Here is a 24,131-nt window from a genome sequence, read left to right on the forward strand (position 1 = left end):
CGCCGGTCGGTCGCGGGTCCTGGCCGGCGATGCGCTGGGTACCCTCGGCGGTCTGTGCGCGTACTGCCCAGCCCGCCGCCTCGTCGGCCTGCTGCTGCCACAGTTCGCCCAGGCCGGACAAGGTCGGTGCGGACATCGCCTTGTCGGTGGTCAGCAGCCGCGCCTGCGGGACGAGCGTGACGCCGCGGGTGGCGGCAAGTGCCCCGCGGATCGGTGCGATATCGGCTTCACGCAGGCCGATCGCCGTCATCGGCGTGCCCTGGGCCGCGGCCAGCTCGGTGTCGAGTGTGGCGGCGGTGATCCCCGGTGCCAGTGGTGCGAGCAGTCCGGCCGTGGCGACGGTGTCCGCTCCCGGGGCGAGCTGGACCAGGGTCACCACCTGTTCGGTCATCAGTTCACCGCCCGCGGCGTCGAGGACGCGAGCGGGCTTCGGATACACCGGCGCGTAGGACAGGGGACCGGTATCGAGGCCGGGCGCGAGAGTGGCCGGGGCCCAGTGGATTTTCCAGCCCTCGTCGGTCTCCACGGCGGTGCCCGAGGTGGTGTATTTCCATTCCGCTCGGCCCTCGGCGCCCAGCTTCCATGTCGCGTCGAGGGTAAAGGTGTTGTTTTCGACGCCGGTGACCGCGAAGGTTCCCTCCTTGCCCAGATCCTTGTAGAGCGCGTCGATGGTGTCGCTCGCCTGGGCCGGGTTGTCGGTGAGCGCCGCCGCCGCGCTGATATCGTCGCTGTTGAGCGCATCGACGAAACGGTCGGTGACGGTGTCGGGCTCGGGTGATCCGGAGGAGCAACCGGCCAGAACCAGACCGAGAGCGGTCAGCAGGACGAGTATCTTCCGATCGGTGTGCACCAATCCGACTGTATCGACCGGGCCCGGGACGCGGGTCGGAACGTCGCCACGTTCACCGCTGCCCCGCGATCACGGACCGTGCCTGCGGTGAGCGACGGCCGACGTCTACAGCGCGCCGTGTGCGGCGAGCACCTCGAAGGCGGTGTCGGCGCTGCGCCACAGCATGTCGGTCTCCGCACGCACGGCCGGTTCCGCCGCAGGGTCCTGCAGTGCCAGGCCATTGCCGAATATCACCACGTTGGCGCCCGCGTCGGCCAGCCGCAACAACGGACCGGTGGCCACGCCCGCGCCGAGAACGACATCGAGGCCCTCACCGAGGAAATAGAACCGCCACAACGGTCCGAGATCGGCACCGTAGACCGCTTTGGTGACGTCGACGATGAGAAAGCCATGGCTCGCGATCGCGTCGACGATCTCGAAGTAATCCGGCGCGTTCGCGGGGACGGCGCGCGTCGCGGCGACGGCGTTGGCCAGGTCGACGGTGAGGTGGGCGTTGTAGCCGGCCATCGCCACTCTGGCGGGAGACAGCTCGCATCGCCGGGTGAGTTCGAAATAGTGAGTCCACTGCGGTTCGGTAGGCGCACCGGTGAACTCGGCGTGCACATTGCGCAGGAACCGAAGCAGCAGGTCCAGGCTGATGCGGTGCGCCCACTCCGGGTCGTCGAACGCGGCCGGGTCGCGTTGCAGCGGCATCACGGCAGCCTGTTCGACGGTGTCGAGTCCCAGCGCGAGCAGTCCGCGGCGGTCTCGATGTGCGACGAGGATCTCGGTGATCCGCCGATGCCGTTCGACCGCTTGCTCGAGCCGGACCGATGACGAGCCGGATTCCTCGTCGAGCGCTGCGGAGATATCGGAGAGTTCGACGATTTCGGCCACGGTTGCCGATGACAACGGTGTGCCGCACGCACTGTCGGACTCGACGGCGCCGGCGCGTACCGGTACGACCAACGCGACCACCACGACGAAGGGAGCCATGAGGAAGAAATGGGAACACCTCGGCCGCGTGGAGGACTCGCTGATCATGCTCACATCACTTTCGCTCGACAAAGAAAAACCCGGCCGTGAGAACGTATCCGAGATGAAACCGGAACGGCGGTATTCGCGCGCCACCCGTCGTCACCGCGGCGGATCGAGGTCGCAGGTATGCGCAGTCGTTACCGGGCCGGTAGGGACATCCGTGCGGCCCCGGCCTGTTTGTGCCGCCCTGTCACGGGTAGCCGGTCCATGTACCGAAGCCGACCGTCCGTCCGGGCCCGCCCGTCGAAGCCGACGGAGGGCGATGCCCGGCGGACCGAGAGCAAGCGAGGTTGTTCATGAGTACTGTCACCGCTTCGACCGAGGTCAAGGTACCGATCCATACCGCCTACAACCAGTGGACGCAGTTCGAGTCGTTCCCGCAGTTCATGGAGGGTGTCGAGCGTGTGAAGCAGGTCGATGACACCCATACGCACTGGACGGTCAAGATCGGCCCGGCGGATCGGGAGTTCGACGCCACGATCACCGAGCAGCATCCCGATGAGCGGGTGGCGTGGCGTTCCGACAGCGGCCCGGAGCACGCCGGGGTGGTGACCTTCCACCGCATCGATGACACGACCACCCGGGTCATCACCCAGATGGATATCGATCCGGAGGGTTTCATCGAGAACGTCGCCGACAAGATGGGCATCCTGGACCACCGGGTGAAGGGCGATCTCGAGCGTTTCAAGAAGTTCATCGAATCCCGGCCGCACGAGACCGGCGCTTGGCGCGGTGATGTTCCGCGCCCGGGTGGTTGAGGCCGGCGTACCTCGATCGAGTGCGGCGCGGAACGGGGCGAACGGGTCTCGTTCCGCGCTCACCGTCATGTGTGATCAGAAGGGTATCGAGGTCGTTCGTCACGTATCGACGTCGGCAATGAGCAAATACCTGCCTTGCACCAGGGTCCCCGGCGGCGTCTCCGGCCCGTCCACCGCCGTGTCCACTCGAGGCGTGAGATTCGCGACGTAAGAAAATCTGTTGTCGGAGCTGCCCTCGGCGGGAAAAGCTCTACGCCGTGGATATCGATTGGAACGCCGAAATACGAGCTCAACTCGAGACGCATTGGACAAGGCAGCTCCGTCCTCGGCTCGAGGGACCGACCGACGAGGAGTACTTCTGGGAACCGGTGCCCGGTATGTGGACCCTGCGCCCCGCGGAGAACGGGTTTGCCTGTGACTTCACGATTCCTCCGCCCGAGCCCGCGCCGGTCACCACCATCGCGTGGCGGATGGGTCATGTGGCGGTTCTGCTCGAGGCGGGGCTGCAGCGGTTCGGCCGCCCGCCCGTCGACTTCGCCTCGTTCCCCTATGCCGGAACCGCGGAGGAGGCGCTGCGACAGCTCGACAATGCCTATCGGGCGTGGACCGAGGGTGTCGGTGCGCTCAGCGTGGACGGGCTGACCGAACCCGAGGGACCCGCGGCACCCTGTTGGCCGACTGGTCCACCGCGGGAATCGTTCTCCACACTCAGCGGGAACTGCTACACCATGGTGCGGAGATCGCCCTGTTGCGCGACCTGTATCGAGCCGGCATGCGACGGTGACGCGGCTTTCGGGCCGGGACGGGCACTGCCGACCGCGGCGGGATCGGGCATACGCCGATGGCCCGGGTGGACTGGCGGACGGCACCTTTCGTAGGTCGGATGAGGAGGGTCATGGACCACGCCACGGAGCTGGGTGATATCGCGGTCCGGAGCGGAATTCGGGTTGCGGTCGCCGAATCGTTGACCTCGGGGCGGATCGCGGCCGCCCTGGGAGCCACCTCCGGTTCGGGGGAATGGTTCCGCGGAGCCGTTGTCGCCTACAGCCGTGAGGTCAAACACCGCGTGCTCGACGTGCCTCAGGGGCCGGTGGTATCGGAAGCGTCCGCACGCGCGATGGCGGCGCGCGTGCGGACGCTCTTCGCGGCCACGCTCGCGATCGGGGTCACCGGTGCCGGCGGACCCGACGGACAGGACGGTGCGGAGCCGGGATCGGTGTGGTTCGCGATCGCCACCGAGGACGCGGTTCGCGCCTGGCATCGGGTATTCGACGGGGAACCCCACGAAGTAGTGTCTCAGGTCGTCGCTCACGCCGTGGAATCACTGCTCGGCGCGGCGCGGGAATGCGCCCGTTGAGCGGGTAGGTCACGGCATCGCGTTTCGTGTCCGCCGCCACGGGACCAACCCTCTGTGAGCCAGGGGAGCCCGGCCGCCGAGCGTTCGGCAGCCGGTGGGTGCCGCGACTCCCAGGTTTGCGATCCGGCTGTCGGGCATGGCGGGCCCTGCCCGACCGTGGCGTGGGCATCTATCCGATAGGTGTGCTCGATAGTAGAGTGCCGAATTCAGTATCCGATCACCGATGTATTGCTTGTTCGCCCGGAGCTTTCTTGCGGCGTCTCATGCGCACCTTTCTCGTATGGCCGAGCGCCCCGTTTCGGTCCCGGCATCGCTCGCCGAAGGCGAACGATGCCGGCCATATGAGGCCGGTGATGAGGCGGTCACTGTGCGGCGTACCAGGCCGAGGAGGTGGAGGATGAGTCCGGGAATATCGGCGCCCGTCCGGCGCGACTGCGGGCTCGATCGGGGTGACGCCCTCCTCGCCTGGCGCGTGGGTGTGGAAGACTTCTTCCCGCCCCTGCGGATCGACCTGCTCGACACGCGATTCGCCGGGATGATCATCGGTGCTCGGGCCACCGATCTGCAGGTCACGGATATCGCGGGAACCGCGCACCATATCGCCCGCCGCCCGGGGCGTGCCCGCTCGTCCACCGGTGACTTCTTCAAGCTCAACGTGCAGCTGGAGAGCAGCGGCTTCGTAGGGCAGGGCGGTAACGAAACCCGCCTCGAGCCGGGGGCGATCGTGATCTACGATTTCGCGCGCCCTTACGACCTCGTCTTCGAGGCCGAGACCCGGTTCCTCGTCGCGCTGTTCCCCAAGCGCGCCCTCACGGCCAGGCGCGGCCCGAGGCCCGCCCTCCGGAGCCCGTCGCGAGGGTGGGCCGGCCCTCGAGGGTGCGGGATCCCGGTGGCTCACGCAGTGTGGGCGTGAACCAGGTGCGGTCCCGAACCCGATGGGGAAGTGGCGGTTTCGATGCCATATGTGGTGCCGCGGATCGGTCTTCGGCTCGCTGGTAACCGATGGACAGCAAGGTATTTCGGATTTCGTCCGAAGTGAAGAAGCTGAGCCACGGTTCGCCCACCGCGGCGACGCGGTCCATACGTGCCTGTTGTCCGCCCGCGGGCTCGTGCGATGGCACCGGGACCGGGTACAGGTAGTCGAAAACCACTTCCGAGGGCCCGATCCGATCGGCGACATAGCCGAGAGTGTCTTCGACCGACGTTCTGGTCAGGTACATGGAAACGCCGAGCCAGACGAACACGGCGCCGCGAGCACGGTCGAGGCCCGCCTCGGCCAACCCGGCCGCCACTGTGGACTGCTCGAAATCGATCGGGACGAAGGTCAGCGAGGCCGGGGTCGCGATTTCGGCCTCGGACAACCGGTTCCGCTTCCACGCCTGGGTCTCGGGGCGATCGACTCCGAAGAATCGCACCCCCCGGGTGGGGATTTCGGTAGGCAGTGGTGTCGAGGCCCGCCCCGAGAACCACTATCTGGTCGGTCCCCCGGGTGACCGCGGCCGCTACGGCGTCGTCGGCGAAACGGCTGCGCGCCGCGATGAACAGCCGTCGAAGCGTCGAAGCCGCCCACACCACCATGGACCAGGCCAGGGTCTGTGCGAACAGGGTTGAGCGCACAGACCGCGAGCCCCTCTCGCCTCCGGAGCGGTGTTCACCGGTGCGAACATCGCCTCGAGTCCGCCGAGGCGAACGAACGGATGGGGCGAACGACGACGTCGAGGCGCCCGGCTGCCGAGCCCCCGCGACCCCACGCGGGACACGGCCTCTCATACACGCTCGGCATGTCGCGGTGCCGGACGGTTGGCCAGCCGCGAGACTGTTCCTCGCACCGTTGGGGCGACCCGGCGCCCCGATCCGGCGAAAGGAACACGATGTGGAAGCAGAGCGCGGCCGTGGTCACCGCCCTACTCTCCGTGACGGCGATCTCCGGCCTGTTCACCGGCGTCGCGGCGGCGGCCCCGGCGACCGGCATCGTCGAGTCCGTCGAGCCACTGGCGGAATCGGCCATCCTGCCGGGCTCGGCGAGAGCCGAGCGGATATTGTACACGACCACCACGGTTCGTGAGGAACCGACCGTCGCCAGTGCCGCCGTGTATCTTCCGCCCGGTACGCCCCCGGACGGTGGTTGGCCGATCCTCGCCTGGGCGCACGGCACCGTCGGACTCGGTGACTCCTGCGCCTACAGTGTGGGCGGTCCCAGTGCGGTAGAGCGGGACTGGACGTATCTGAGAACGTGGCTGGATCAGGGATACGCGATCGTCGCCGCCGATTACGCGGGGTTGGGCACGCCCGGTGAGCACCCGTATCTCAACGACATCGTGGAGGCGCACAATGTCGTCGACGCGGTGTGGGCAGCGTCGCGGCACTACCCGGAGCTGTCGAACAAGTGGGTGGTGGTCGGGCAGTCGCAGGGCGGCGGCGCGGCGGTCACCACCGCGCGCTACGCCACCGAGTTCGGCGGACCGGGACTGGACTACCGCGGTGCCGTGGGGACCGGTGTCCCCGCCTACCTCGAGGACGTCCTCGTCCTGTTGGGGCCGGGTGTGCCGCCGGTGCGGCTGGGCGCCCACACCACGGCGTACACGCTGTACCTCCTCAACGGTCTGCGCACCACGTACCCCGAGCTGAACATCGAGTCCTTCCTCACCGATTCGGGGCGGTACTGGCTGCAGCGTTCACGCACCGAGTGCCTGTTACCGCTCGGCAACGAAGTGGCGGCGCGGGGCGTGGTGATCGGCGATCTCTTCGCCCGGCCGCTGGCGCAGATCCCGGACCTGCACGGGTTGCTCGCCCGCTATATGGGTCTGCCCGAGTCCGGTTACGACAGGCCGCTCTTCCTCGGACAGGGCCTGTTCGACACCGATGTGATCACGCCGGAGACGCTGCGGTTCGCCGCGGTATTGTCGGCGAACCGCCAGCCGGTGACGGTGCGGACCTACCTCACCGATCACAGCGGGACGGTGAACGCCTCACTGCCCGACACGCTGCCGTTCGTGCGGGGTCTGTTCGGGTGAGAGCGAGGCCGCTGTGGCGAAACCGGGGGAACACGGTAGAGCCGTCCGCAGCCGGGCCATGATGGGGTGGGTAACCAGGCCGGGGATCAACAGATGAGGAGAGCCGATGAATGCCGACGATTTCGACCATTTGGAGCGGGCCGTTGAACTCGCCGAGGCGGCATTGGCCTCGGGGGACGAGCCGTTCGGTTCCGTGCTGGTGTCGGGTGAGGGAGAACGGCTCTTCGAGGATCGCAACCATGTCGCCGGCGGCGATCGTACCCGGCACCCGGAATTCGCCATCGCCCGCTGGGCGGCCGAGCATCTGACCGAACAGGAGCGGGCGGCGGCAACGGTCTATATATCCGGCGAGCACTGTCCGATGTGCGCCGCCGCGCATGGTTGGGTGGGACTGGGGACGATCGTGTACGCGGTATCCTCGGAGCAGCTTTCGGTATGGCTGTCGGAGTTGGGGGTTACTGCCCCGCCGGTTGCCGCTCTGCCGATTCGGGCGGTGGTTCCGGATGCGGTGGTGGTGGGGCCGGTTCCGCGGTTCGTCGATCGGGTGAAAGAGCTGCATATCGCCTTCCACGCCCGGTGATATTCCGGCGATCGGCCTGCGCGATAGCCGGTCGGGCACCGGCACAGCAGGCCGAGCGGATGGTTCGACATCACCACCCGCTCGGTCGAGCGCCGACTCCCCGGTGGCCTTTGGATCTCAGCAGTTCGACGGCGCGGGATCGCCCCGGAAGCGGCCCTCGAGCCACATCACGACCGACGGGACGCCGAGTACCGCCGCGGACAGATGCTCCGGTGAGAACGTCAGTTCCGCCTGCACCGGTACACCGGCAGCACAGTATCGCCGGTTCGTCCGCACGATGGAATCCACCGGGATCAACGGGTCGATGGGCGAATGCCATTCGAAAATAGGCATATTCGGTATACCGTTGAATAATTCGAGGCTGTTCTCCTCGACGACCGCTCGGGCGGTCGGATCTTGTGTCATCGCCATACTTCTGGCGAAAGCGGACAAGCTTCCTCCCGCCCCGATGGTCAATATCTCGTTGGTGCATTGGTTTGCGATCATATTGCGGATCTCGAGCCCTCGGGCATTCATCGAATCACTGATGGGAAAACGGTCGGGATATTCGCGTTCGAGTCCGATTCCCGCCGCCATGACCAGACCGAACGCCGGATGCGGATCGTTGCCCAATCCTTCGATCATACGCACCAGATTCGCCGGAACCCCGCCCGCCGCAGCGCCCACGATATCGAGTTCGGGTGCGTAGCTCGGCGCGAGCGCGGCGGCCCACGCCGTGGCCATACCGCCACCGGAATAGCCGGCCATGGCGACGCGGCTGTGGTCCAGCCCGAGCCCGGCCGCCCGCGCGGCCCGGATTCCGTCCAGGGTGATCTGACCACCGAGCCGGGCCGCGCCGTAGGCGGAGGTCGGGCCGAGGTGGTCGGGTAGGGCCACGCTCCACCCGCGGGCCAGCGCGGCGTTCAATGCGAGGGCCTCGCGGACCTGCGCGAGTAGATCCGGGTCGGTGGTGTAGAGCAGGTGGGAAACCGCGCATTTGGTGCCGAGACTGTTGATGATGTGCTGATAGGACAGCAGCGGCCCGTCGGGGGCGCGCACCTGCGGGGTGAGCACCGTCGTGGTCGCCGCGATCGGCCCTCCTCGCGAATTGGTCGAGCGGAATTTCACCAGCGTCACGGTGGCGCCGGGAAACAACATCGACGGCGGCATGTGCCGCGTTTCCAATACCGCGCCCGGTGGTTTTGCGGCGATATTGGCGGGGGTGGCGTAGAAGGGGTCGGGATCGGGCACAGGATATAATGGCGCGGCCGTGGCCGGGCTCGTGCCGAGCACGAATACCGCGGTTACGCTGCCGAGGAGTACGGCGCCGAGGATGCGTAAGACGAGATTTCGAGCGATAGTCGGAATCTGCACGCGACAATTATCGCCGCACTCTCGCGCGTATTCGTGAGCACACGCCTTCCGGTCGCATTGTGTCGTGTCCGTGACCGTTTCCGGTCAGCGCCGGGATGACGGGTAGTCCTGGACCCAATGGAAGCGGGGGCCGTTCAAGGGGAAATTCTCGATATCGACCGAGCGCAGTTCGATGAGGGTGGGGCGACTGTCGAGTTGTCCTTCCAGTCGAAGACTGTCGACAGTGGGTTGGCTGTAGGTGAAGACCGCCGACGGCGTACGCGGTGGGCCCACGGTGCCCGGCACCGGCGGATCGAGAATCGTCACGGTGTGCGAGGCGGTGTCCACCTGCGCGGGCACCGTCACCAACGCGCCGTTCATCCGCTGGTAGGTCACCGCTCCCTCGAACTCGACGACGAGCCGCTGCCAACGGGTTCCGTCCGTGAGCAGCGGGGGTACCGGTCTCCCGTCGGACCGGAACTCGGTCACCTCCCACAACCCGTACAACGCCGGTTTCGGGGCTCCGCCGCCGAATTCGTTCCAGCTCGTCCATCCGATATGCACGACCCCGACGACGATCCAGACACCGAGCGCCGCCTGTGCGAGCGCGGCATAGCGGTTGGCTCGTCGGCCGGCGAACAATGGCGGCTGGACGGCCGGATCGGCGCGGCGGGCCAGCAGGAACATATCGGCGAGCCGCCGGGCCTGGGGCGCCAACAGTACCAGCGAGAACACCATCAGGTGGAACGACAGCACCCAGATAGCCGTTTGATCACCGCTGCCGGAGTCCGTTCGGAGCGTCGCGTCGACGCCGAACACCTTCCGGCCCACCCACTTCACCAGCGGATCGGCCTGCTGCAATGGCCATCGCGGAGCCGCTTCCGGCAGGATCTCGTGGCCGATACCGGCGAACACGAAGACGATCTGCCCGATCATGAAGCAGAAGAGCGCGGAATAGACCACGCCGAAACGGAAGACGATGCGGACGGGTAGTGACCAGCGCTGACCGTCGGGTTTCCGGGTCTCCGTATCAACGGTGCTCACACCCGACCTCGCTGTTCCAATCCGTCCGTACCGGCCAATCGAACCTAGAGCACGGACCCCGGCGAATGCCTCCGGGAATACCCCCATATCGCTATCCGCCTCCGGAGTGAGCTGCGGATACGTCACCGACCCCATGCCGGAGGCCGAACAACGCCGCCCTGGGGTCGACACAGCATGTTCGGTCTTTCGCGCCCTATGCAAGGTTGTCACCGCGAACCGTGAACCAACCCGCGCCCAGGGAAGTATCGCGGTGAAACCCACCGACCTGCGCAGGCTCATCTCTCGGCTCGCCCCCTGCGGGTTGCGGTGGTCGCGGGCCGGCATCGGCGCCGACAGGGTGAAGCCGGTGCGTTGCTCGCTGCGCCGTCAGTAGACGAAAAATCGCGGAAGCTTCCAGCCGCGGATCGGATGGAGCTCGCGGCAGTGTGTCGAATCCGCCTGCGACAGGCTCGCCGCTCGACGACAAGCGACTCGGGCCGGAGGGTGTGGCACCCCGGCGTGGTGCCGGAGAGAACGCTATCGACCACTCCCGTGCCTTCTGGGGACGATGCGCTCGGCGGCGCCGTGGCTCACTGCAGCCTGTTCGGCGGGATCGCTTCGCGATACCGGGGGGTTGCCGGGGCGTGGTGTGGTCGCAGCGACAGGCGCGGCGATTGCACACGTTGGCGCGGTGGATTTTTCACGCAAAAGGTGGGAAGACCTGCAACTACACGATGCTCGCCGCCTCCGGCGGATGCTGCCCGTCAGCGCATGGACTCCGAACCGCAAACATGGGAGCAATTCTGTGGCACAATGCTTTTCGTGTTTCGATCCGCCCATCGCCACGATGCTGCTCCGGTGGGGCGGCAAGTTGAGGCGATCACAGGGGCGGCCGAGCAAGACCCGCAGACAGCGGAGTCGGAGGCCGAGAGACCCGGTAATCCCGGAGGCTGTTGGGCCGGTCGGGTGGTCGGCTCACCGGCCACGGCGGGAACAATGGTCGTACCCGCCCGGTGGGCCGGTAGTGGCGAGCCGGTGAATCATCACCGCTTGTTCCGCGCCGCCGCGAGCATCGGCGTTGCAGCGGGTGACCTACTCGGGCTACAGCGGCATCTGCGGGCTCGTCGCTGCACGGGGCGTAGGCGTCTTCGAAACCACCTTGTCATGTTCACCGAGGACTGGTTATGGCTTTACGTATCGCCGGTCCCCCAGTTCCATGTCGTGAAGGTGCCGGGTGGTGCATTGAGCTCTTAGTGGTTGATCGGACGGGCGCTGCTGTCCAAGGTTCCGGCGGCTTCCACATGCGACAGCGTGGTTGCGGAATACGTCGGCCGAGGGGCATCGGTGTTTTGATCGGCCGGATTATGCCAAGCGGCGCATGACGGTCGCTTGAGATCGGTAATGAGTAGAAGGCGGAGTTATGCACGAGTATGCAAATGATCTCGCGGATCTGCTGTTCGGTGATCGACGCGCCGCAGCCCAACACTACAATGAGCTGTTCGGTAAGCCGGAATTCGGGCTGGATTGGTGGGAGACCACCAAGGAGCCGGGAAGGCGCGCATACGAGCGGTACCTGCAGTTGCTTCCGCGTCTGCGGGCCACCGATATCGTCACGGACCTGAAGGAACTGGTGGCCCTGCATGAGCAGGCCACCGTCGTCGACCCCCACTTGGGTGCTCTGCTCACAGTGCAGATCAACCTCGTGCTGGGGACCCTGTTGGAGCAGCATTCACAGACCGGTGAAGTCGCCACGGCTCTATCGGAGCTGTTGGAGGGTCGGTCGGTGGGGGCGTATATCCTCACCGAAGTAGGACACGGCAGTGACCTGCCCAACTTGGAAACGACCGCCACCTACGACCCATCCGACGGTGGCGGGTTCATCCTGAACACGCCGACGGATACGGCGATCAAGTTCATGCCCACCACGGCTCCGCCGCCGGTGGGTGGCGTCGCGCGGTTCGGGATCGTCTTCGCTCGCCTGGTTCTGGACGGAACCGGCCGTGGTAACTACCCCTTCTTGGTGCGACTGGTCGATGCCGACGGCACGATTCGTCCCGGTATCACCATTCGCCCGCTGCCGGACAAGGCCCTGGGGATGGACAACTCCATCACGCGCTTCGACCATGTGCGTGTGAGCCGCGAGTGCCTGTTGTCTCATACGGGCACCCGCATCGATGAAAACGGCGAACTGGTCTCGCCTATTCGCCCCGACAACCAGGTGTGGCGGGCGATCAGCCGGGTGCGGTTGGGTCGCTTGTGCATTTCGGCGATGGCCGCGGCCGTCTCCCGCGCAGCCCTGTCGATCGCTGTGCAGCATGCGACTCAGCGAGACATCGCCGGCATGGCCGGCGGACGCATCCCGCTCGTGAACGTGCCGGCACATCGTGACCGGCTCATCGATGCTGTGGCCGACACCTATGTCGCCTCCATGGCGGTGGAAGTGGCCTTGGATGCCTTTGAAAAGGCCACCGACGACGAGCAGGCGCCCGATATCACCGACCTCGTGGCGTTGACCAAGCACCTTGCCACCTCCACGGCACTGCAGGTGTCCAGCGAGGTACGCGATAGGCTCGGCGCTCAGGGCGTATTCGATCACAACCAAATCGTCGTGTACCGGGCGCTGCGCGATGCGGCAGCCACTGCCGAAGGCGACAGCTACGTCATCGCTCTGCAAGCGGCATACCGGCGACTGCGCGGCCAACGGAACGATGGGGTGCCGGGACACCGGGACCAGATCGAGGCCTGCGATATCGATACCCCCAACCACTGGCTGGATTGGATGGCCGCCCGTGAGGCATATCTGCTGCACCGGGCTCAGGAGACATACGCAAACGTCACCGGTGACCGCCAGGCACGCTGGGACAGTGTCTATGACCTGGCTTTGGCTGCGGCCGAGGCACACGTCGTCAACCGGGCAGTGCAGGCCCTGGCCGACCGCGCCCGCCGGCTCCCCTCCGGCCCTCGAAAGGTGGCGGAGAATCTCCTCGTCCTCTTCGCCATCCGTCAGTGCCTGGCCCATGGGGCGGACATGTACCCTGATGGCCCGCTGCCGAAGATATCGAAACAGCTAGTGGAGATGCGCCGTGAACTGCACGAGCTGTTGGCTCCGCATCTACCCTCGCTCGTCGACGCGTTCGAGCTTCCCACCGGACTTCTGGGGACTGCGTTCGGATCGGACACGTATGTGGCGCAGTACGCCGACGCCTTGAAGCAGGCCGCTGGGCAGATGACCGCCGTCGATTCAGATCACGCCACCCTTCCGTAGCCACCCGGCCGAGAGCCTTCCACGAGTTGTGGATGCTGTCGGTTCGCCTCTGGTGGCGGAGTCGTCTGCGACGAATTCGCCACCAGAGGCGAGCAGGCTGCCGGCAGTTACGAAGCGGCCTTGATGGTGTGGCGATCGTCCTGTCCGCACTCTCCGGCACCGTTACCGGCGTGCCACGGCTGCCACACGTACAGCGAACAGCCGGTTCGGTTCGACCTCGGGTGCCGACCCGGCATCACGAGGTCGTCTCCGCGTCTCGTCAAGGAATGCTCAGCGGGGGAGTCGGTGGATAGACGACCGGCAGGGTCGCCAGGGCGCGATGGAACGGTCCCGGGCGCCATACCAGTTGGTCCGGGGGGCAGGCGAGCACCAGTTCGGGCAGGGCGTCGAACAGCTGGTTGATGGCGTGCTGGGCCACCTCGTACGCAACGGACTTCGCAGGGCAGGCGTGCGGGCCGGAACCCCAGGCCAGATGCGCATTGTTGCCGGTGAATTCCCCTCCGTGGACCGCGGGGTCGTTATTGCAGGCCGCCATGCTCATGACCACCGGTTGGTGAGCGGGCAACCAGACATTGTCGATCTGAGTGGGTTGCTTGGGATAGAGAATGCCGAAGTTCGCCAGCGGCGGGTCGGTATACAGCACCTCGTTGAGGGCGTCACTCGTCGTCGACGGGGCTGCCGCGTGCATGGAGTACCGGCTGTCGGTGAGCATCAGCAGCAGCGTGTTGGCGATCAGGTTCGTCAACGGCTCGATCCCCGCACCATAGGCGGTGACCAATTGGTGCACGAGCTCCTCATCGCTCAACGCGGCGGGATGGTTCACCAGTCGCGTGGCCAGATCCTCACCCGGCTCCTCGCGTTTCAGCGCCACCAGATTGCTCAGCGCATGCACGAAAAGGGCGTTACCCTCCTCGGCGTTCTCCCCCTCGAACATCATGGCCATCCCCTGGGTGATCTGCTCTCCGATCTCCGCCGGGCAACCGACCATGGTGTTGAGATACGCGAACGTGACCGGGAGTGCGTACTGACCGAGCAGATCTGCCGAACCGTCTTCGCAGAAGGAATTGATCACCGGGATCGCGAGCTGTTCGATGTCGGCATGCAGCGTCCACTGGTCGATCTGCTCGATACCGTCCACGCTTGCCCTGCGATAACGTGCGTGTTCACGCCCCCCGCTACGCAGAGCATTCGGTCGCCACTGCATCATCGGCAGCACCGGGCAGTCGAGGGGGATATTTCTCTCCCAGCCCCGCGGATCGGCCGAAAAATGTTCGGGATCGTTGGCGATCCGTACCGCGGTCTGGTATCCGATCACCAGTGTGGCCGGAATACCGGGCGACAGTTCCACCGGTGCCAGCGAACCGTACCGGACACGCATTTCGCGATAGATCCGATGCGGATCCCTGGCGAATTCCTCGGTGTACAGCGGAACTCGGGGCAGGTCGGTGATGGTGGGTGTGTCGCTCAACGCGGCGGGAGGTCGGTAGTGGGGTTCGTACGACGTGGTCAATGAGTGACTCCAGGAGTGATCTCGGGCATGTGTCTGCGCTGGCCCGGAGACAGCGTTATAGCGGCCTGCGACGAAGACGGTGGACGTGATCCACAGAACAACGCGGCGTTACGTGTGAAAGCGTGTGTCGATACGCGATGGGAAATCTGCTCTTGGTCATGGTGTTACAGCGACCACGGCCATCGACGTGTGCCGAACTCCCGTGCTCGGTCGCGGTCGGGTCGGCACGAGCGTCGACCCTGACCGGCTCCCTGCACCGGGATGCTCGCAAAGAACAGGCTTCACGTCGGCAGATCATACCTACCGATATGGAAGCTCAACAGCCGAACCGTATTTCGCTCGGCGTACGCGCCGGGGGTACCTTCGAATACAGCCTCGATGCGTTTGAGACACGTGAGTTCCGAATGCCTCGTCGGACATCCGATCGACCTTCGTGGTACTCATGCCCTCGAACAGCGCGGCAGGCCCGGCGGCGACCAGCTCCCCGATACGCGCCGGACGCCCGATGATCTCGTCGAGCACGGTGAAGGCCAAGTGCATCGCATACCGACTCGGCGGGCCGGTGCACCCTTGATCGGTACACCGTCGGCCGGTACGCCTCCCTCCATGCGAGCCGGCGTGACGTTCTGCCCGGCCCACGTGGCGCTGCGGGGGTGGTTGGGGAGCGGGGAAGGCGGCTTCCGTCGACTACACGGGCATACGACATGGCCGAGGGATGGTCCGCGGGTGCGCCCGTTCGACGTCGTAGGCTCGGCAGGCACATGTGTCCACGATATGGAGCCGCGATGCTCTCCGATCGAAGGAATGCACCACCGCGGGCCGTTGTCCGCGCGGTGGAACGCTTACGTGACATGCTGGCCGGGGTCCATCGGCGGCTGGTGCCGGGTCGCCTCGCGCTGATGGAGATGGTTGCCGCGGGCTGGTTGACCCAGGCGATCCACGCGGCTGCCGTCCTGGATATCGCGGGCGCCCTCGCCGGCGGACCGCGGGATGGGACCGAACTCGCGCGGGCTGTCGGAGCGGACGAAGACGCGCTCCGACGACTGCTGCGCCTGTTGATCGGTCACGGCATCTTCGCGCGGCGGCGTGATGGCCGCTACGCTCTCACCCCGATGGCACAGGCATTACGGGCGGACGCGCCGGTGTCGCTGCGGGACGCGGTGCTGTTCTACGGTTCGGCGGCACACCGCGATCACTGGACCCATCTGGTGGATGCCGTGCGAACCGGCGCACCGACCGTCGATACCGTCCGTGGCGAAGCGTTCTTCGACCATATGCGCACCGATCGCGAGCTCGGCGAAATGTTCGACCGGGCCATGGCCAGCATCGATGGTCTCGGACAGAATCCGGTGCTCGCTGCACACGACTTCACCCGCTACCACACGATCATCGATATCGGCGGCGGACGCGGCGCCCTGCTATGTGAGATCCTGCGCCGCGCTCCGGGTTGCACCGGCGTTCTGTTCGACCTGCCCGAGGTGGTCGTCGACGCGCCGGCGCGGCTGGCGGAGGCCGGGGTGGCCGACCGGTGCGCGGTGGTGGCAGGCTCGTTCTTCGACACTGTCCCCGGGGGCGCGGACGCCTACCTGCTCAAACACATCGTGCACGATTGGCCGGCCGAGCAGGCCGTGCAGATCCTGCGGACACTTCGCGGGTCGATGCCGCCGAACGCACGGCTGCTGCTGATCGAACTCGTTCTCCCCGAGCGCGATCGCCCGCATCCCGGCAATTACATCGATCTCGAGATGCTGGTCAACACCGGTGGTCGCGAACGCACCGAAACCGAGTACCGAGCTCTGCTCGCCGATGCCGGCTTCACCCTGCTCTCGTGCACACCCACCTTGTCCCCGGAGAACATTCTCGAGGCCGTTCCGACGCGGTGAGGGGTGGCGGTCTTCTCACCAGGTCGTTTTGACCAACAGATCCAGGACCGGACAGCCGGTTCCGGACACCGTGAACACGATCGCGAGCCACAGGGGCACGTCCATTTGTGGTCGGTGCCGATCGCCGGCGGACCGGCATCCGTGGGCGGTCAGACCGGGGTGGCGAGGGCGAATGGGAGGACCGCGGGGGCACCCGCCCGGCGGAGGGTACGGGCGGCGACGGTGAAGGTCCAGCCGGTGTCGGTGAGGGCGTCGACGAGCAGAATCGGGCCGGTGGCGGAGGAGAGGTCGGGGACCTGCCAGGAATCGTGGAGGGCGGCGACGCGGTGGGCGGAGTTGGCGGCGGAGACGGGGGGAAGATCGGGACGGTGGTGCAGGGTACCGAGATTGTGGAGGCGTCCGATGGCGGCCAGGCGCTCGGCCAGGGTCGTGAGCAACACCGGGTGGCTGGTCGAGGGCATGGCCAGTACGGAGGTCGGGCGTTCGGTCCAATCCCATTCGCGCAGCACGGCGACGCAGGCGTGCACCACCGCGTCGGGCACGGGACCGTCGGGACCGTCGAGCAGGGCTCGTAGCCGCGGACCCCAGCCGAGTGAGCTGAGTCTGCCGAGGACGCGCCCGGTCGTGGCCCCGTCGGAAATCCTGCCGGACAAGGGGAGCCCGAGCTTGCCCATCCCGGTCGGCCACTGTTTACGCGGCGCGAGATCGATCCCGGGGCGGTCGAGGCGGGCGCGGGTGGCGGCAATCGCGTCGGTGTCCACGGTGGTGTCGCGGCGGGCGCCGGTGCAGTTGTCGCAGCGGCCGCAGGCGATCGAGCCGGGAGCCGCACCCGCCAGGCCGGGGTCGTCCAATTGCGCGCGTAGGAATGTCATCCGGCAGCCGGTGGTGGCCTGATAGTCGAGCATCGCCTGCTGTTCGGCCGCGCGGGCGGATGCCAGCCGTGCGTACCGTTCGGTGTCGTAGTGCCATGGTGTACCGGTGGCCAGCCAGCCGCCACGGACCCGTCGCACCGCGCCGTCCACGTCGAGCACCTTCAGGACCATCTCCAGTCGGGAGCGGTTCAATTCCACCAGCGGTTCGAGGGCGGCCGTCGACTGGGCTCGCTCGATGTCGAGCGCGGCGAGCACCGAGCGCACGATATGTTCACGGGGAAAGGACACCGAGGCGAAGTAGGTCCAGATCCGGGTGTCCTCCGGACCGGGGAGTAACACCACCTCGGCGCGATCGGTGCTCCTTCCCGCCCGGCCCACCTGCTGGTAGTACGAGATGGGCGATGACGGCGCACCGACGTGCACCACGAAACCGAGGTCCGGTTTGTCGAAACCCATACCCAGCGCCGAGGTGGCGATCAGGGCCTTCACCTCGTTGTTCAGCAGGGCGGCTTCCAATATCTCACGTTCGGCCGGGTCCGTCCGGCCGGTATAGGCGGCGACGCGATGGCCGTGCGCGTTCAACACATCGGCGAGATCGTGGGCGGCGGCAACGGTGAGCGTGTAGACGATCCCGGAACCCGGCAGGTCGTGCAGGTGGGTGCTCAACCACGTGGTGCGCTCGACGGCATCGTCGAGTCGCAATACCGATAGGTGCAGTGATTCGCGGTCCAGGCTGCCCCGCAGCACCAGGGTATCGGTGCCGATCTGTGCCGCCACATCGGTGATCACCCGATCATTGGCGGTCGCCGTGGTGGCCAGTACCGGTACATCGGCGCCCAGGTCGGCGATCAAGGTACGGATACGCCGGTAATCGGGTCGGAAATCGTGCCCCCAGTCCGAGACACAATGTGCTTCATCGATCACGACCAGCCCGGCGTCGGCGGCCAGACGCGGCAGCACCTGATCGCGGAAGTCCGGATTGTTCAGCCGTTCGGGGCTGACCAACAGGACATCGACCGCGCCGACCGCCACCCGTTCGTGGATGTCATCCCACTCGGTGACATTGCCGGAATTGATGGTCGCCGCCACCACCCCGGCCCGGTGCGCCGCCGCGACCTGGTTGCGCATCAGCGCGAGCAGCGGTGACACGATCACCGTCGGTCCGTGTCCGGCCGAACGCAGCAGCTTCGCCGCGATGAAATAGACCGCTGATTTGCCCCACCCGGTGCGCTGCACCACCAGCGCCCGTCGCCGATCCCGGACCAACGCCTCGATCGCGGTCCACTGATCGGCACGCAGCCGGGCCCGCGAGCCCGCCAGTTCGCGCAGCAACTCCTCCGCGCGTTCACGCAGTTCCGCCGCCGCGATGCCGGTATCCACGGTGGTATCGCCGGGTGCCGTAGCCATGCGTCCCATAGTGCATCGGACCACTGACATTCGCCGAGCCGGCGCCACACCGGTCGGCGATATGCCCACACCCGGCGGTCTCCGTCACGACAGTGCGGACCGCGTGGTCCGAAGCGGCATCGACTACGACGGATGTCATCCTTCGGCGTGTGCGTACCGAGAGAAGACACATGCGGCGACCTCGGTCGATAGCCTATGTGAATGGCAGAAACCCAGTCCGATGGCAATGATCGGTCCGTCGAGCAGCATCGACGACCGGCGAATGTCGACGACACCACAGTCGCGGCCGCCGGAAAGCTCTCGGAGGCGTTGGAGATCACCGAGCGGGCGCGCGGACACCTGTACACGTTTCACCAGTTGACCGGTGGCGCCGACTTCATACTGGAGCGTGCGGCCGAACTGTTCCGCGAAGCGGGCCATGACCGGATCGCCGACCGGGTATCGACCGAACTGGTGGGCCGCAACGTCCTGCCGGGCCGGTGGACCTTCCAGATCGTCGAGGAATACGACGACGGCTACTACGACGTGTTCCGCGGTATCGAGCGCGAGGTCCGGGACACCCTACTGCAGGGCCGCCGCCATGTCTACGAAGCCGAGATGAAGGAAGCGCGCCGTACGAACGGCCTTCCCGGCCACGAGGCAACGTCACGGTGAGCTCTCACTCGGGCGCCTTCTTGTCCGGTGTCCACAGCCGGTCGGTCAGCAGGGCTTGGAAATGCGGGTACGTCATGATGTCGTCGTGCGGGCGTCCCAGGCCGCCCTCGAGTATGTCCAGTGCGGCCTGCGCGCGGGCGATCCGTGCCGGCAACCTCTCCCGGTGGCGGGCCATCACCTCGTGGCGGGCCGGTGCGGCCGGCGTCGTTCGGATGTCCGCGAGCCCGGAGCCCACCTCCTTCGAGGTCAGGATCGCCGCCGTCCCCGTCTTTCTCGCTTCTGGGACGCGCGCCGATCGAGTACCGACTCGACGGCGGGGACCGTGGAAATACGGTGGACCCGATCCGCTCGAAACCGACCACGACACGGTGATCACCGCATTCGATCTCGCATAGCCCTACCTTGACACCCGGCGAGGGCGACATTCCGATGGAGACGAACGCCAGGGATGTCAGGGGACGGGCAACGGCGACGACGGCGGAAAGACGACCGGCAGACTCGCGAGGGTGCGGTGCAGCGGCCCCGGCCGCCATTCGAGCTCCTCGACCGGTACCGCGAGCCGCACTTCGGGTATCGCGTCGAGTAGTTGATCGATGGAGTCCTGGACGATCAGGTAGGCGGCGGACTGGGCGGGGCAGGTGTGTGGTCCGGCGCCCCAGGCCAGATGGGCGCGATTGCCGGTATGGTCGCCGGCGCTGATCTCCGGATCGTGATTGCAGCCGGTGAGGCTGATCACCACGGGCTGGTGGGCGGGTAGCCAGACATCGTCGATCAGGATGGGCTGCCGCGGGTAGGTGACGCTGGCATTGGGCAGTGGGGGATCCTCGAACAGCACCTCGTCCAGCGCGTCCCGGGTGGACAGCGAACCGCCGAGCACGTTGTCCCCGAACCGGTCGTCGGTCAGGAGCAGCCGCAGAGTGTTGATGATCAGGCTCTGCATCGGTCCCATGCCGACGCCGTAGAGCGAGATCACCTGGTGGACCATCTCCTCTTCGTCGAGCCGGGCCGGATGGTTCAGCAATCGGGTGGTGATATCGTCGCCGGGATCGGTGCGTTTGACTTCGATCAGTTCGGCGATCGCTTCGCCGAACATCATGTTGCCCTTCTCGCTGTCGACGCCGTCGAAGATCGCTGCCGTGGCCGTGGCCGCTTTTTCGCTGATATCCGGCGGGCAGCCGAGCATGGCGTTGATGACCTCGAATGTGAGCGGAAACGCGTATCGGCTCACCAGATCGACAAAACCATTGGAGCAGAATGAGTTGATCAGCGGTATGGCGATCCGCTCGACCGTGGTATGCAGTCCGTGTAGGTCGACCCCCCCGAGAGCGGTGACATTGACCTCGCGGTAGCGCTGATGTTCGGTCCCGGCATTGCGCGGCGCGTTGGGACGCCACTGCAGGACGGGCAGTATCGGACAGTCTTCCGAGATGTCTCGCTGCCAGACCCGTGGGTCGGCCGGGAAACGGGCCGGGTCGTTGAGAATCCGCAGGGCCGTGCGGTATCCGAGCACCAGCGTTGCGGGGACACCGGGTGCCAGTTCGACCGGTGCCAGTGTGCCGTACCGAGCGCGCATCTCGCGATAGGCGCTATGGGGATCGGCGGTGAACTCGGGGGAATACAGCGGGACTCGCGGTTGCTCGTCGCGTCCGGGCGACACTGGGTCCGGTGGCATGGTCACAATTTGCTCCACGGTCGGATTTCGATGTGGGAGAACGAAAACCCGGCCGGAGTGCTGTTTTGGCCAGGTGCCGCGGCGCTGCGGGCTACCGGATCATAAGGTATTGCCAAAGACGTGTCTCGGCTTTCCTTTTCGCGGTAGGGAAGTTTCGTAATCGATCGACTTTTGACAGTCCACGCCATATTCTCGATGTATCCGGAAATTGGTCACAATTCTCACTGGCGACCGGTAACCGTCAGCGTGGATACGGAGGGGCTCATGGGCAAGTTGGACGGAAAAGTCGCATTCATCACCGGTGCCGGACGAGGTCAAGGACGCAGTCATGCGGTGCGGTTCGCGCGTGAGGGCGCCGATATCATCGCCGTCGACACCACCGCGAACGTGCAGAGTGTGCCCTACCCGCTGGCGAACGCGGACGACCTGGCCGAAACAGTGCGGCAGGTCGAGGCCGCGGGGCGTCGGATCGTGGCCCGGGACGCCGATGTCCGTGACTACGACGCGCTCGCCGCCGCTGTCGAGGCGGGCGTGAGCACCTTCGGCAGGCTCGATATCGTGGTCGCCAATGCGGGCATCTCCAGTCCGGCGCCGACGCTGGAGATGAGCGAGGACACCTGGCAGGACATGATCGATATCAACCTGACCGGGGCGTGGAAGACCCTGAAGGCAGCGGTGCCTCGGATCATCGACGGCGGTCGTGGCGGTTCGGTTGTTATCACCAGCTCCCTGGCCGCCGTCTACGTCAACGAGAACACCGCGCACTATGCCGCGTCCAAGGCGGGACTGGTCATGTTGATGAAGGTTCTGGCGAAAGAGCTCGCTCCCCAAGGTATTCGGGTCAACACCGTGCATCCGACCACCGTGGCGACCGGTATGGTCCTCAATGATGCCACCTACCGGCTGTTCCGCCCGGACCTGGAACACCCCGATCGCGCCGATTTCGAGGAAGCCGCGCGTACCCTCAATCAACTCCCGGTGGCCATGCTCGAACCGGAGGACATCACCGCCACCGTTCTGCATCTGGTCTCCGACGAGGGCCGGTACATCACCGGGACCACGCAGCTGATCGATGCGGGCGGGGCACTCTGACCGCGCGGCACGGCGACCGGGCATCAGTGGACGCGGGTTCACCCTCGAGCGGATTTCGCTCGAGGATGAACCGCGCCACTATGGGCACAATCGCTGCGAAACCTCGGTGGCCCAGTATGTGATGACAATTCGTGCCCCTGCCCGACGAATCGCGATGAGACTTTCCTCGATGGCCCGCTCGCGATGGATCATGCCGTGCAGTGCGGCGGCCTCGATCGCGGCGTACTCTCCCGACACCTGATAGGCGACGACGGGCACATCCACGGTATCGGCCACCTTGCGCACCACATCCAGATAGAGCCCGGCGGGTTTGATCATGACCAGATCCGCGCCTTCCTCGATATCGAGCCGTACCTCGCGCAGTGCTTCGCGGAGATTGGCCGGATCCTGCTGATGGGTGGACCTGGCACCGGCGAAGGAGGACTCGACGGCTGTGCGGAACGGACCGTAGAAAGCGGAGTCGTATTTGGCGGCGTAGGCCAGGATCGGCAGGCGTTCGTGTCCCGCGGCGTCGAGTCCGGCACGGATGGCAGCGACCTGGCCGTCCATCATGCCGCTCGGCGCGACCATATGAGCGCCGGCTTCGGCCTGGGCCACCGCGACACGGGTATACGCGAGCAGTGACGCGTCGTTGTCCACATCACCGTCGCCGCCGAGGATGCCGACATGGCCGTGGTCGGTGTATTCGTCGAGGTTGATATCGCCGATGACGACGACGGCGTCGCCCACCTCGGCCACGACGTCGGCGATCGCGAGCTGGGCGATACCGTGTTCGTCCCAGGCGCCGCGGCCGTCGGCGTGCTTGGTCTCGGGAATACCGAAGATCATGATTCCGCGCACGCCCGCCTGTGCGGCGGCCGCGGCCGCCTTGCGCAGGCTCTCCCGGGTGTGCTGGACCTGTCCGGGCATGGCGGGGATCGGTCGCGGTTCCTCGATACCCTCACGCACGAACAAGGGCTGAACGAGATCGGATGGATGCAGCCGGTTTTCGGCGACAAGGGCGCGTAGTGCGGCCGTACGGCGCAGCCGCCGTGGTCGATCGGCAGGAAAACTCATGACCTGGCCTCCAGAATTCGCTCGACGTGCTCGACCATGGCCGGGGACGGCCGTCGATACCAGTACCCGCTCTGCGCCTTGGCGGTGATGCCGAGCTCGCGCAGGCTCACCAGGTGCTCGGCGGTCTTGACCGCCAGCCCGCCCGGATCTATGACCGGCAGCCCACACAGCTCCCGGATCTCCAGATGGACGAGGATCTCGTTGGGTATGCCCTCCGCGGGCACCAGCCACTGCGCACCCGCAGCCGCGGCTTGTTCCGCGGCTGCGGTATAGGCGTGTACGAACGGCTCGAAATCCTCGTTCAGCGCGCGGGAAATAACGGCCGCACCGTCCTCGATCACCTGGTAAGAGGCCAAGGTGGCGCCCGCGGCGGCGATATTGTCGGTAATCGGCTCGACCAGATGCCCGATGAAACCGAGCACGCCCAGTCGGTGTCGTTCCTGGCGGGCGGCCTGCCAGGTGGCGTCGCCGTATCCGACGACGGGGATGCCCGCGCGCACCCGAGCAGTGGCGAGCCCGGGATCCTGACCGGCTCCACTGATCCATGCCGCACAGCCATCGCGCTCCGCGGAGACCGCCGAGCGCGCGAAGTAATCGCCGAACAGCAGCCCGAGCGTGCCGTAGCCGACCAACTCCTCGGGTAGCTCCGCCGCATACGTCATCGGCGGCAGAGTGCCGATCTCGACTGTGGTATCGGGACCACAAACCCTCGTCAGATGCTCGGAGTAGAGCTTGTCGAGCAGCGGCGAGCGCCCCTCGACGGCGTGCTTCTGGAATCGTATACGCATA

Annotated in this window: 20 protein-coding genes and 2 pseudogenes; 11 read left to right on the plus strand and 11 right to left on the minus strand. The window is 66.3% G+C overall.

Translation table 11 applies throughout. From position 1 onward, the window contains the following. Both ON20_RS27955 and ON20_RS27960 read right to left on the minus strand, forming a co-directional pair. Window positions 1–850 (minus strand): NTF2-like N-terminal transpeptidase domain-containing protein (locus tag ON20_RS27955; protein ID WP_040840542.1); only part of this gene is annotated, 850 nt, incomplete at its 3' end. Window positions 851–955: 105 nt separating this feature from the next. Next, entirely contained in the window at window positions 956–1,873 is a 918-nt protein-coding gene (locus tag ON20_RS27960; protein WP_051163520.1) for a DUF5995 family protein, read from the minus strand. Window positions 1,874–2,163: 290 nt separating this feature from the next. Between ON20_RS27960 and ON20_RS27965 the strand changes: the two genes are divergently transcribed. From ON20_RS27965 to ON20_RS35145, 4 genes and pseudogenes are all read left to right on the plus strand, one after another. Then, complete coding sequence (locus ON20_RS27965; protein WP_040840544.1) at window positions 2,164–2,625, plus strand: SRPBCC family protein; 462 nt, start codon at window positions 2,164–2,166, stop codon at window positions 2,623–2,625. A 263-nt stretch (window positions 2,626–2,888) separates the two neighbouring features. Continuing rightward, window positions 2,889–3,409 (plus strand): annotated as a pseudogene (locus tag ON20_RS27970) (DinB family protein). 111 nt (window positions 3,410–3,520) lie between these two features. Beyond that, entirely contained in the window at window positions 3,521–3,982 is a 462-nt protein-coding gene (locus ON20_RS27975; protein WP_245547537.1) for a CinA family protein, read from the plus strand. Window positions 3,983–4,379: 397 nt separating this feature from the next. Continuing rightward, entirely contained in the window at window positions 4,380–4,895 is a 516-nt protein-coding gene (locus ON20_RS35145) for an AraC-like ligand-binding domain-containing protein (protein ID WP_157229084.1), read from the plus strand. On the opposite strand, the pseudogene ON20_RS40730 reads toward ON20_RS35145, so the two are convergent. Beyond that, a pseudogene (locus ON20_RS40730) lies at window positions 4,792–5,752 on the minus strand (class I SAM-dependent methyltransferase). The gene ON20_RS35145 and the pseudogene ON20_RS40730 sit on opposite strands and share 104 nt — an antisense overlap. A 101-nt stretch (window positions 5,753–5,853) precedes the next feature. On the opposite strand from ON20_RS40730, the gene ON20_RS27990 reads away from it, so the two are divergent. Further along, a complete protein-coding gene (locus ON20_RS27990; protein WP_040840550.1) occupies window positions 5,854–6,996 on the plus strand; it encodes a lipase family protein in 1,143 nt (380 codons plus the stop codon). A gap of 106 nt (window positions 6,997–7,102) precedes the next feature. Next, the gene (locus ON20_RS27995; protein ID WP_040840552.1) at window positions 7,103–7,576 is read left to right on the plus strand and encodes a deaminase; all 474 of its coding nucleotides are present in this window, start codon (window positions 7,103–7,105) and stop codon (window positions 7,574–7,576) included. Window positions 7,577–7,693: 117 nt separating this feature from the next. Here the strand turns inward: ON20_RS27995 and ON20_RS28000 are convergent, their stop codons facing one another. Both ON20_RS28000 and ON20_RS28005 read right to left on the minus strand, forming a co-directional pair. Beyond that, window positions 7,694–8,923, minus strand: a complete 1,230-nt coding sequence (locus ON20_RS28000) for a lipase family protein (protein WP_083865385.1) — start codon at window positions 8,921–8,923, stop codon at window positions 7,694–7,696. 90 nt (window positions 8,924–9,013) lie between these two features. Further along, window positions 9,014–9,952: a hypothetical protein gene (locus ON20_RS28005; RefSeq protein ID WP_040840554.1), complete on the minus strand. Its 939-nt coding sequence runs from the start codon at window positions 9,950–9,952 to the stop codon at window positions 9,014–9,016. Between the two features lie 250 nt (window positions 9,953–10,202). Between ON20_RS28005 and ON20_RS40050 the strand changes: the two genes are divergently transcribed. Beyond that, the gene (locus ON20_RS40050) at window positions 10,203–10,325 is read left to right on the plus strand and encodes a hypothetical protein (RefSeq protein ID WP_281032923.1); all 123 of its coding nucleotides are present in this window, start codon (window positions 10,203–10,205) and stop codon (window positions 10,323–10,325) included. Window positions 10,326–11,351: 1,026 nt separating this feature from the next. Continuing rightward, a complete protein-coding gene (locus ON20_RS28015) occupies window positions 11,352–13,196 on the plus strand; it encodes an acyl-CoA dehydrogenase family protein (RefSeq protein WP_040840558.1) in 1,845 nt (614 codons plus the stop codon). Between the two features lie 259 nt (window positions 13,197–13,455). Here ON20_RS28015 and ON20_RS28020 read toward each other — a convergent pair whose 3' ends face one another. Further along, window positions 13,456–14,706, minus strand: coding sequence for a cytochrome P450 (locus tag ON20_RS28020; RefSeq protein ID WP_051163511.1), 1,251 nt, complete (start codon window positions 14,704–14,706; stop codon window positions 13,456–13,458). Between the two features lie 785 nt (window positions 14,707–15,491). On the opposite strand from ON20_RS28020, the gene ON20_RS28030 reads away from it, so the two are divergent. Further along, window positions 15,492–16,589, plus strand: a complete 1,098-nt coding sequence (locus ON20_RS28030; protein ID WP_040840565.1) for a methyltransferase — start codon at window positions 15,492–15,494, stop codon at window positions 16,587–16,589. 149 nt (window positions 16,590–16,738) lie between these two features. Here the strand turns inward: ON20_RS28030 and ON20_RS28035 are convergent, their stop codons facing one another. After that, window positions 16,739–18,868 (minus strand): RecQ family ATP-dependent DNA helicase, encoded by a 2,130-nt coding sequence (locus tag ON20_RS28035; RefSeq protein ID WP_051163514.1) that lies wholly within the window; start codon window positions 18,866–18,868, stop codon window positions 16,739–16,741. Between the two features lie 201 nt (window positions 18,869–19,069). Between ON20_RS28035 and ON20_RS28040 the strand changes: the two genes are divergently transcribed. Beyond that, on the plus strand, window positions 19,070–19,522 hold the full coding sequence (locus ON20_RS28040; protein WP_040840567.1) for a hypothetical protein: 453 nt from the start codon (window positions 19,070–19,072) through the stop codon (window positions 19,520–19,522). A 4-nt stretch (window positions 19,523–19,526) separates the two neighbouring features. On the opposite strand, the gene ON20_RS36990 is transcribed toward ON20_RS28040, so the two are convergent. Then, a complete protein-coding gene (locus ON20_RS36990) occupies window positions 19,527–19,757 on the minus strand; it encodes a hypothetical protein (RefSeq protein WP_157229085.1) in 231 nt (76 codons plus the stop codon). 216 nt (window positions 19,758–19,973) lie between these two features. Beyond that, window positions 19,974–21,194, minus strand: coding sequence for a cytochrome P450 family protein (locus ON20_RS28050; RefSeq protein WP_051163524.1), 1,221 nt, complete (start codon window positions 21,192–21,194; stop codon window positions 19,974–19,976). A 264-nt stretch (window positions 21,195–21,458) separates the two neighbouring features. Here ON20_RS28050 and ON20_RS28055 point away from each other — a divergent pair, with 264 nt between their 5' ends. After that, window positions 21,459–22,286: a mycofactocin-coupled SDR family oxidoreductase gene (locus tag ON20_RS28055; RefSeq protein WP_040840570.1), complete on the plus strand. Its 828-nt coding sequence runs from the start codon at window positions 21,459–21,461 to the stop codon at window positions 22,284–22,286. A 78-nt stretch (window positions 22,287–22,364) separates the two neighbouring features. Here the strand turns inward: ON20_RS28055 and hemB are convergent, their stop codons facing one another. Beyond that, the gene (gene hemB / locus ON20_RS28060; protein ID WP_040840572.1) at window positions 22,365–23,342 is read right to left on the minus strand and encodes a porphobilinogen synthase; all 978 of its coding nucleotides are present in this window, start codon (window positions 23,340–23,342) and stop codon (window positions 22,365–22,367) included. Next, complete coding sequence (locus tag ON20_RS28065; RefSeq protein WP_040840574.1) at window positions 23,339–24,130, minus strand: aspartate/glutamate racemase family protein; 792 nt, start codon at window positions 24,128–24,130, stop codon at window positions 23,339–23,341. The genes hemB and ON20_RS28065 overlap by 4 nt, the downstream gene beginning before the upstream one ends. Window position 24,131: the final 1 nt, after the last annotated feature.

This window comes from Nocardia brevicatena NBRC 12119, assembly GCF_000308495.1.
In the GTDB taxonomy this organism is placed as follows: Bacteria; Actinomycetota; Actinomycetes; order Mycobacteriales; family Mycobacteriaceae; genus Nocardia; species Nocardia brevicatena.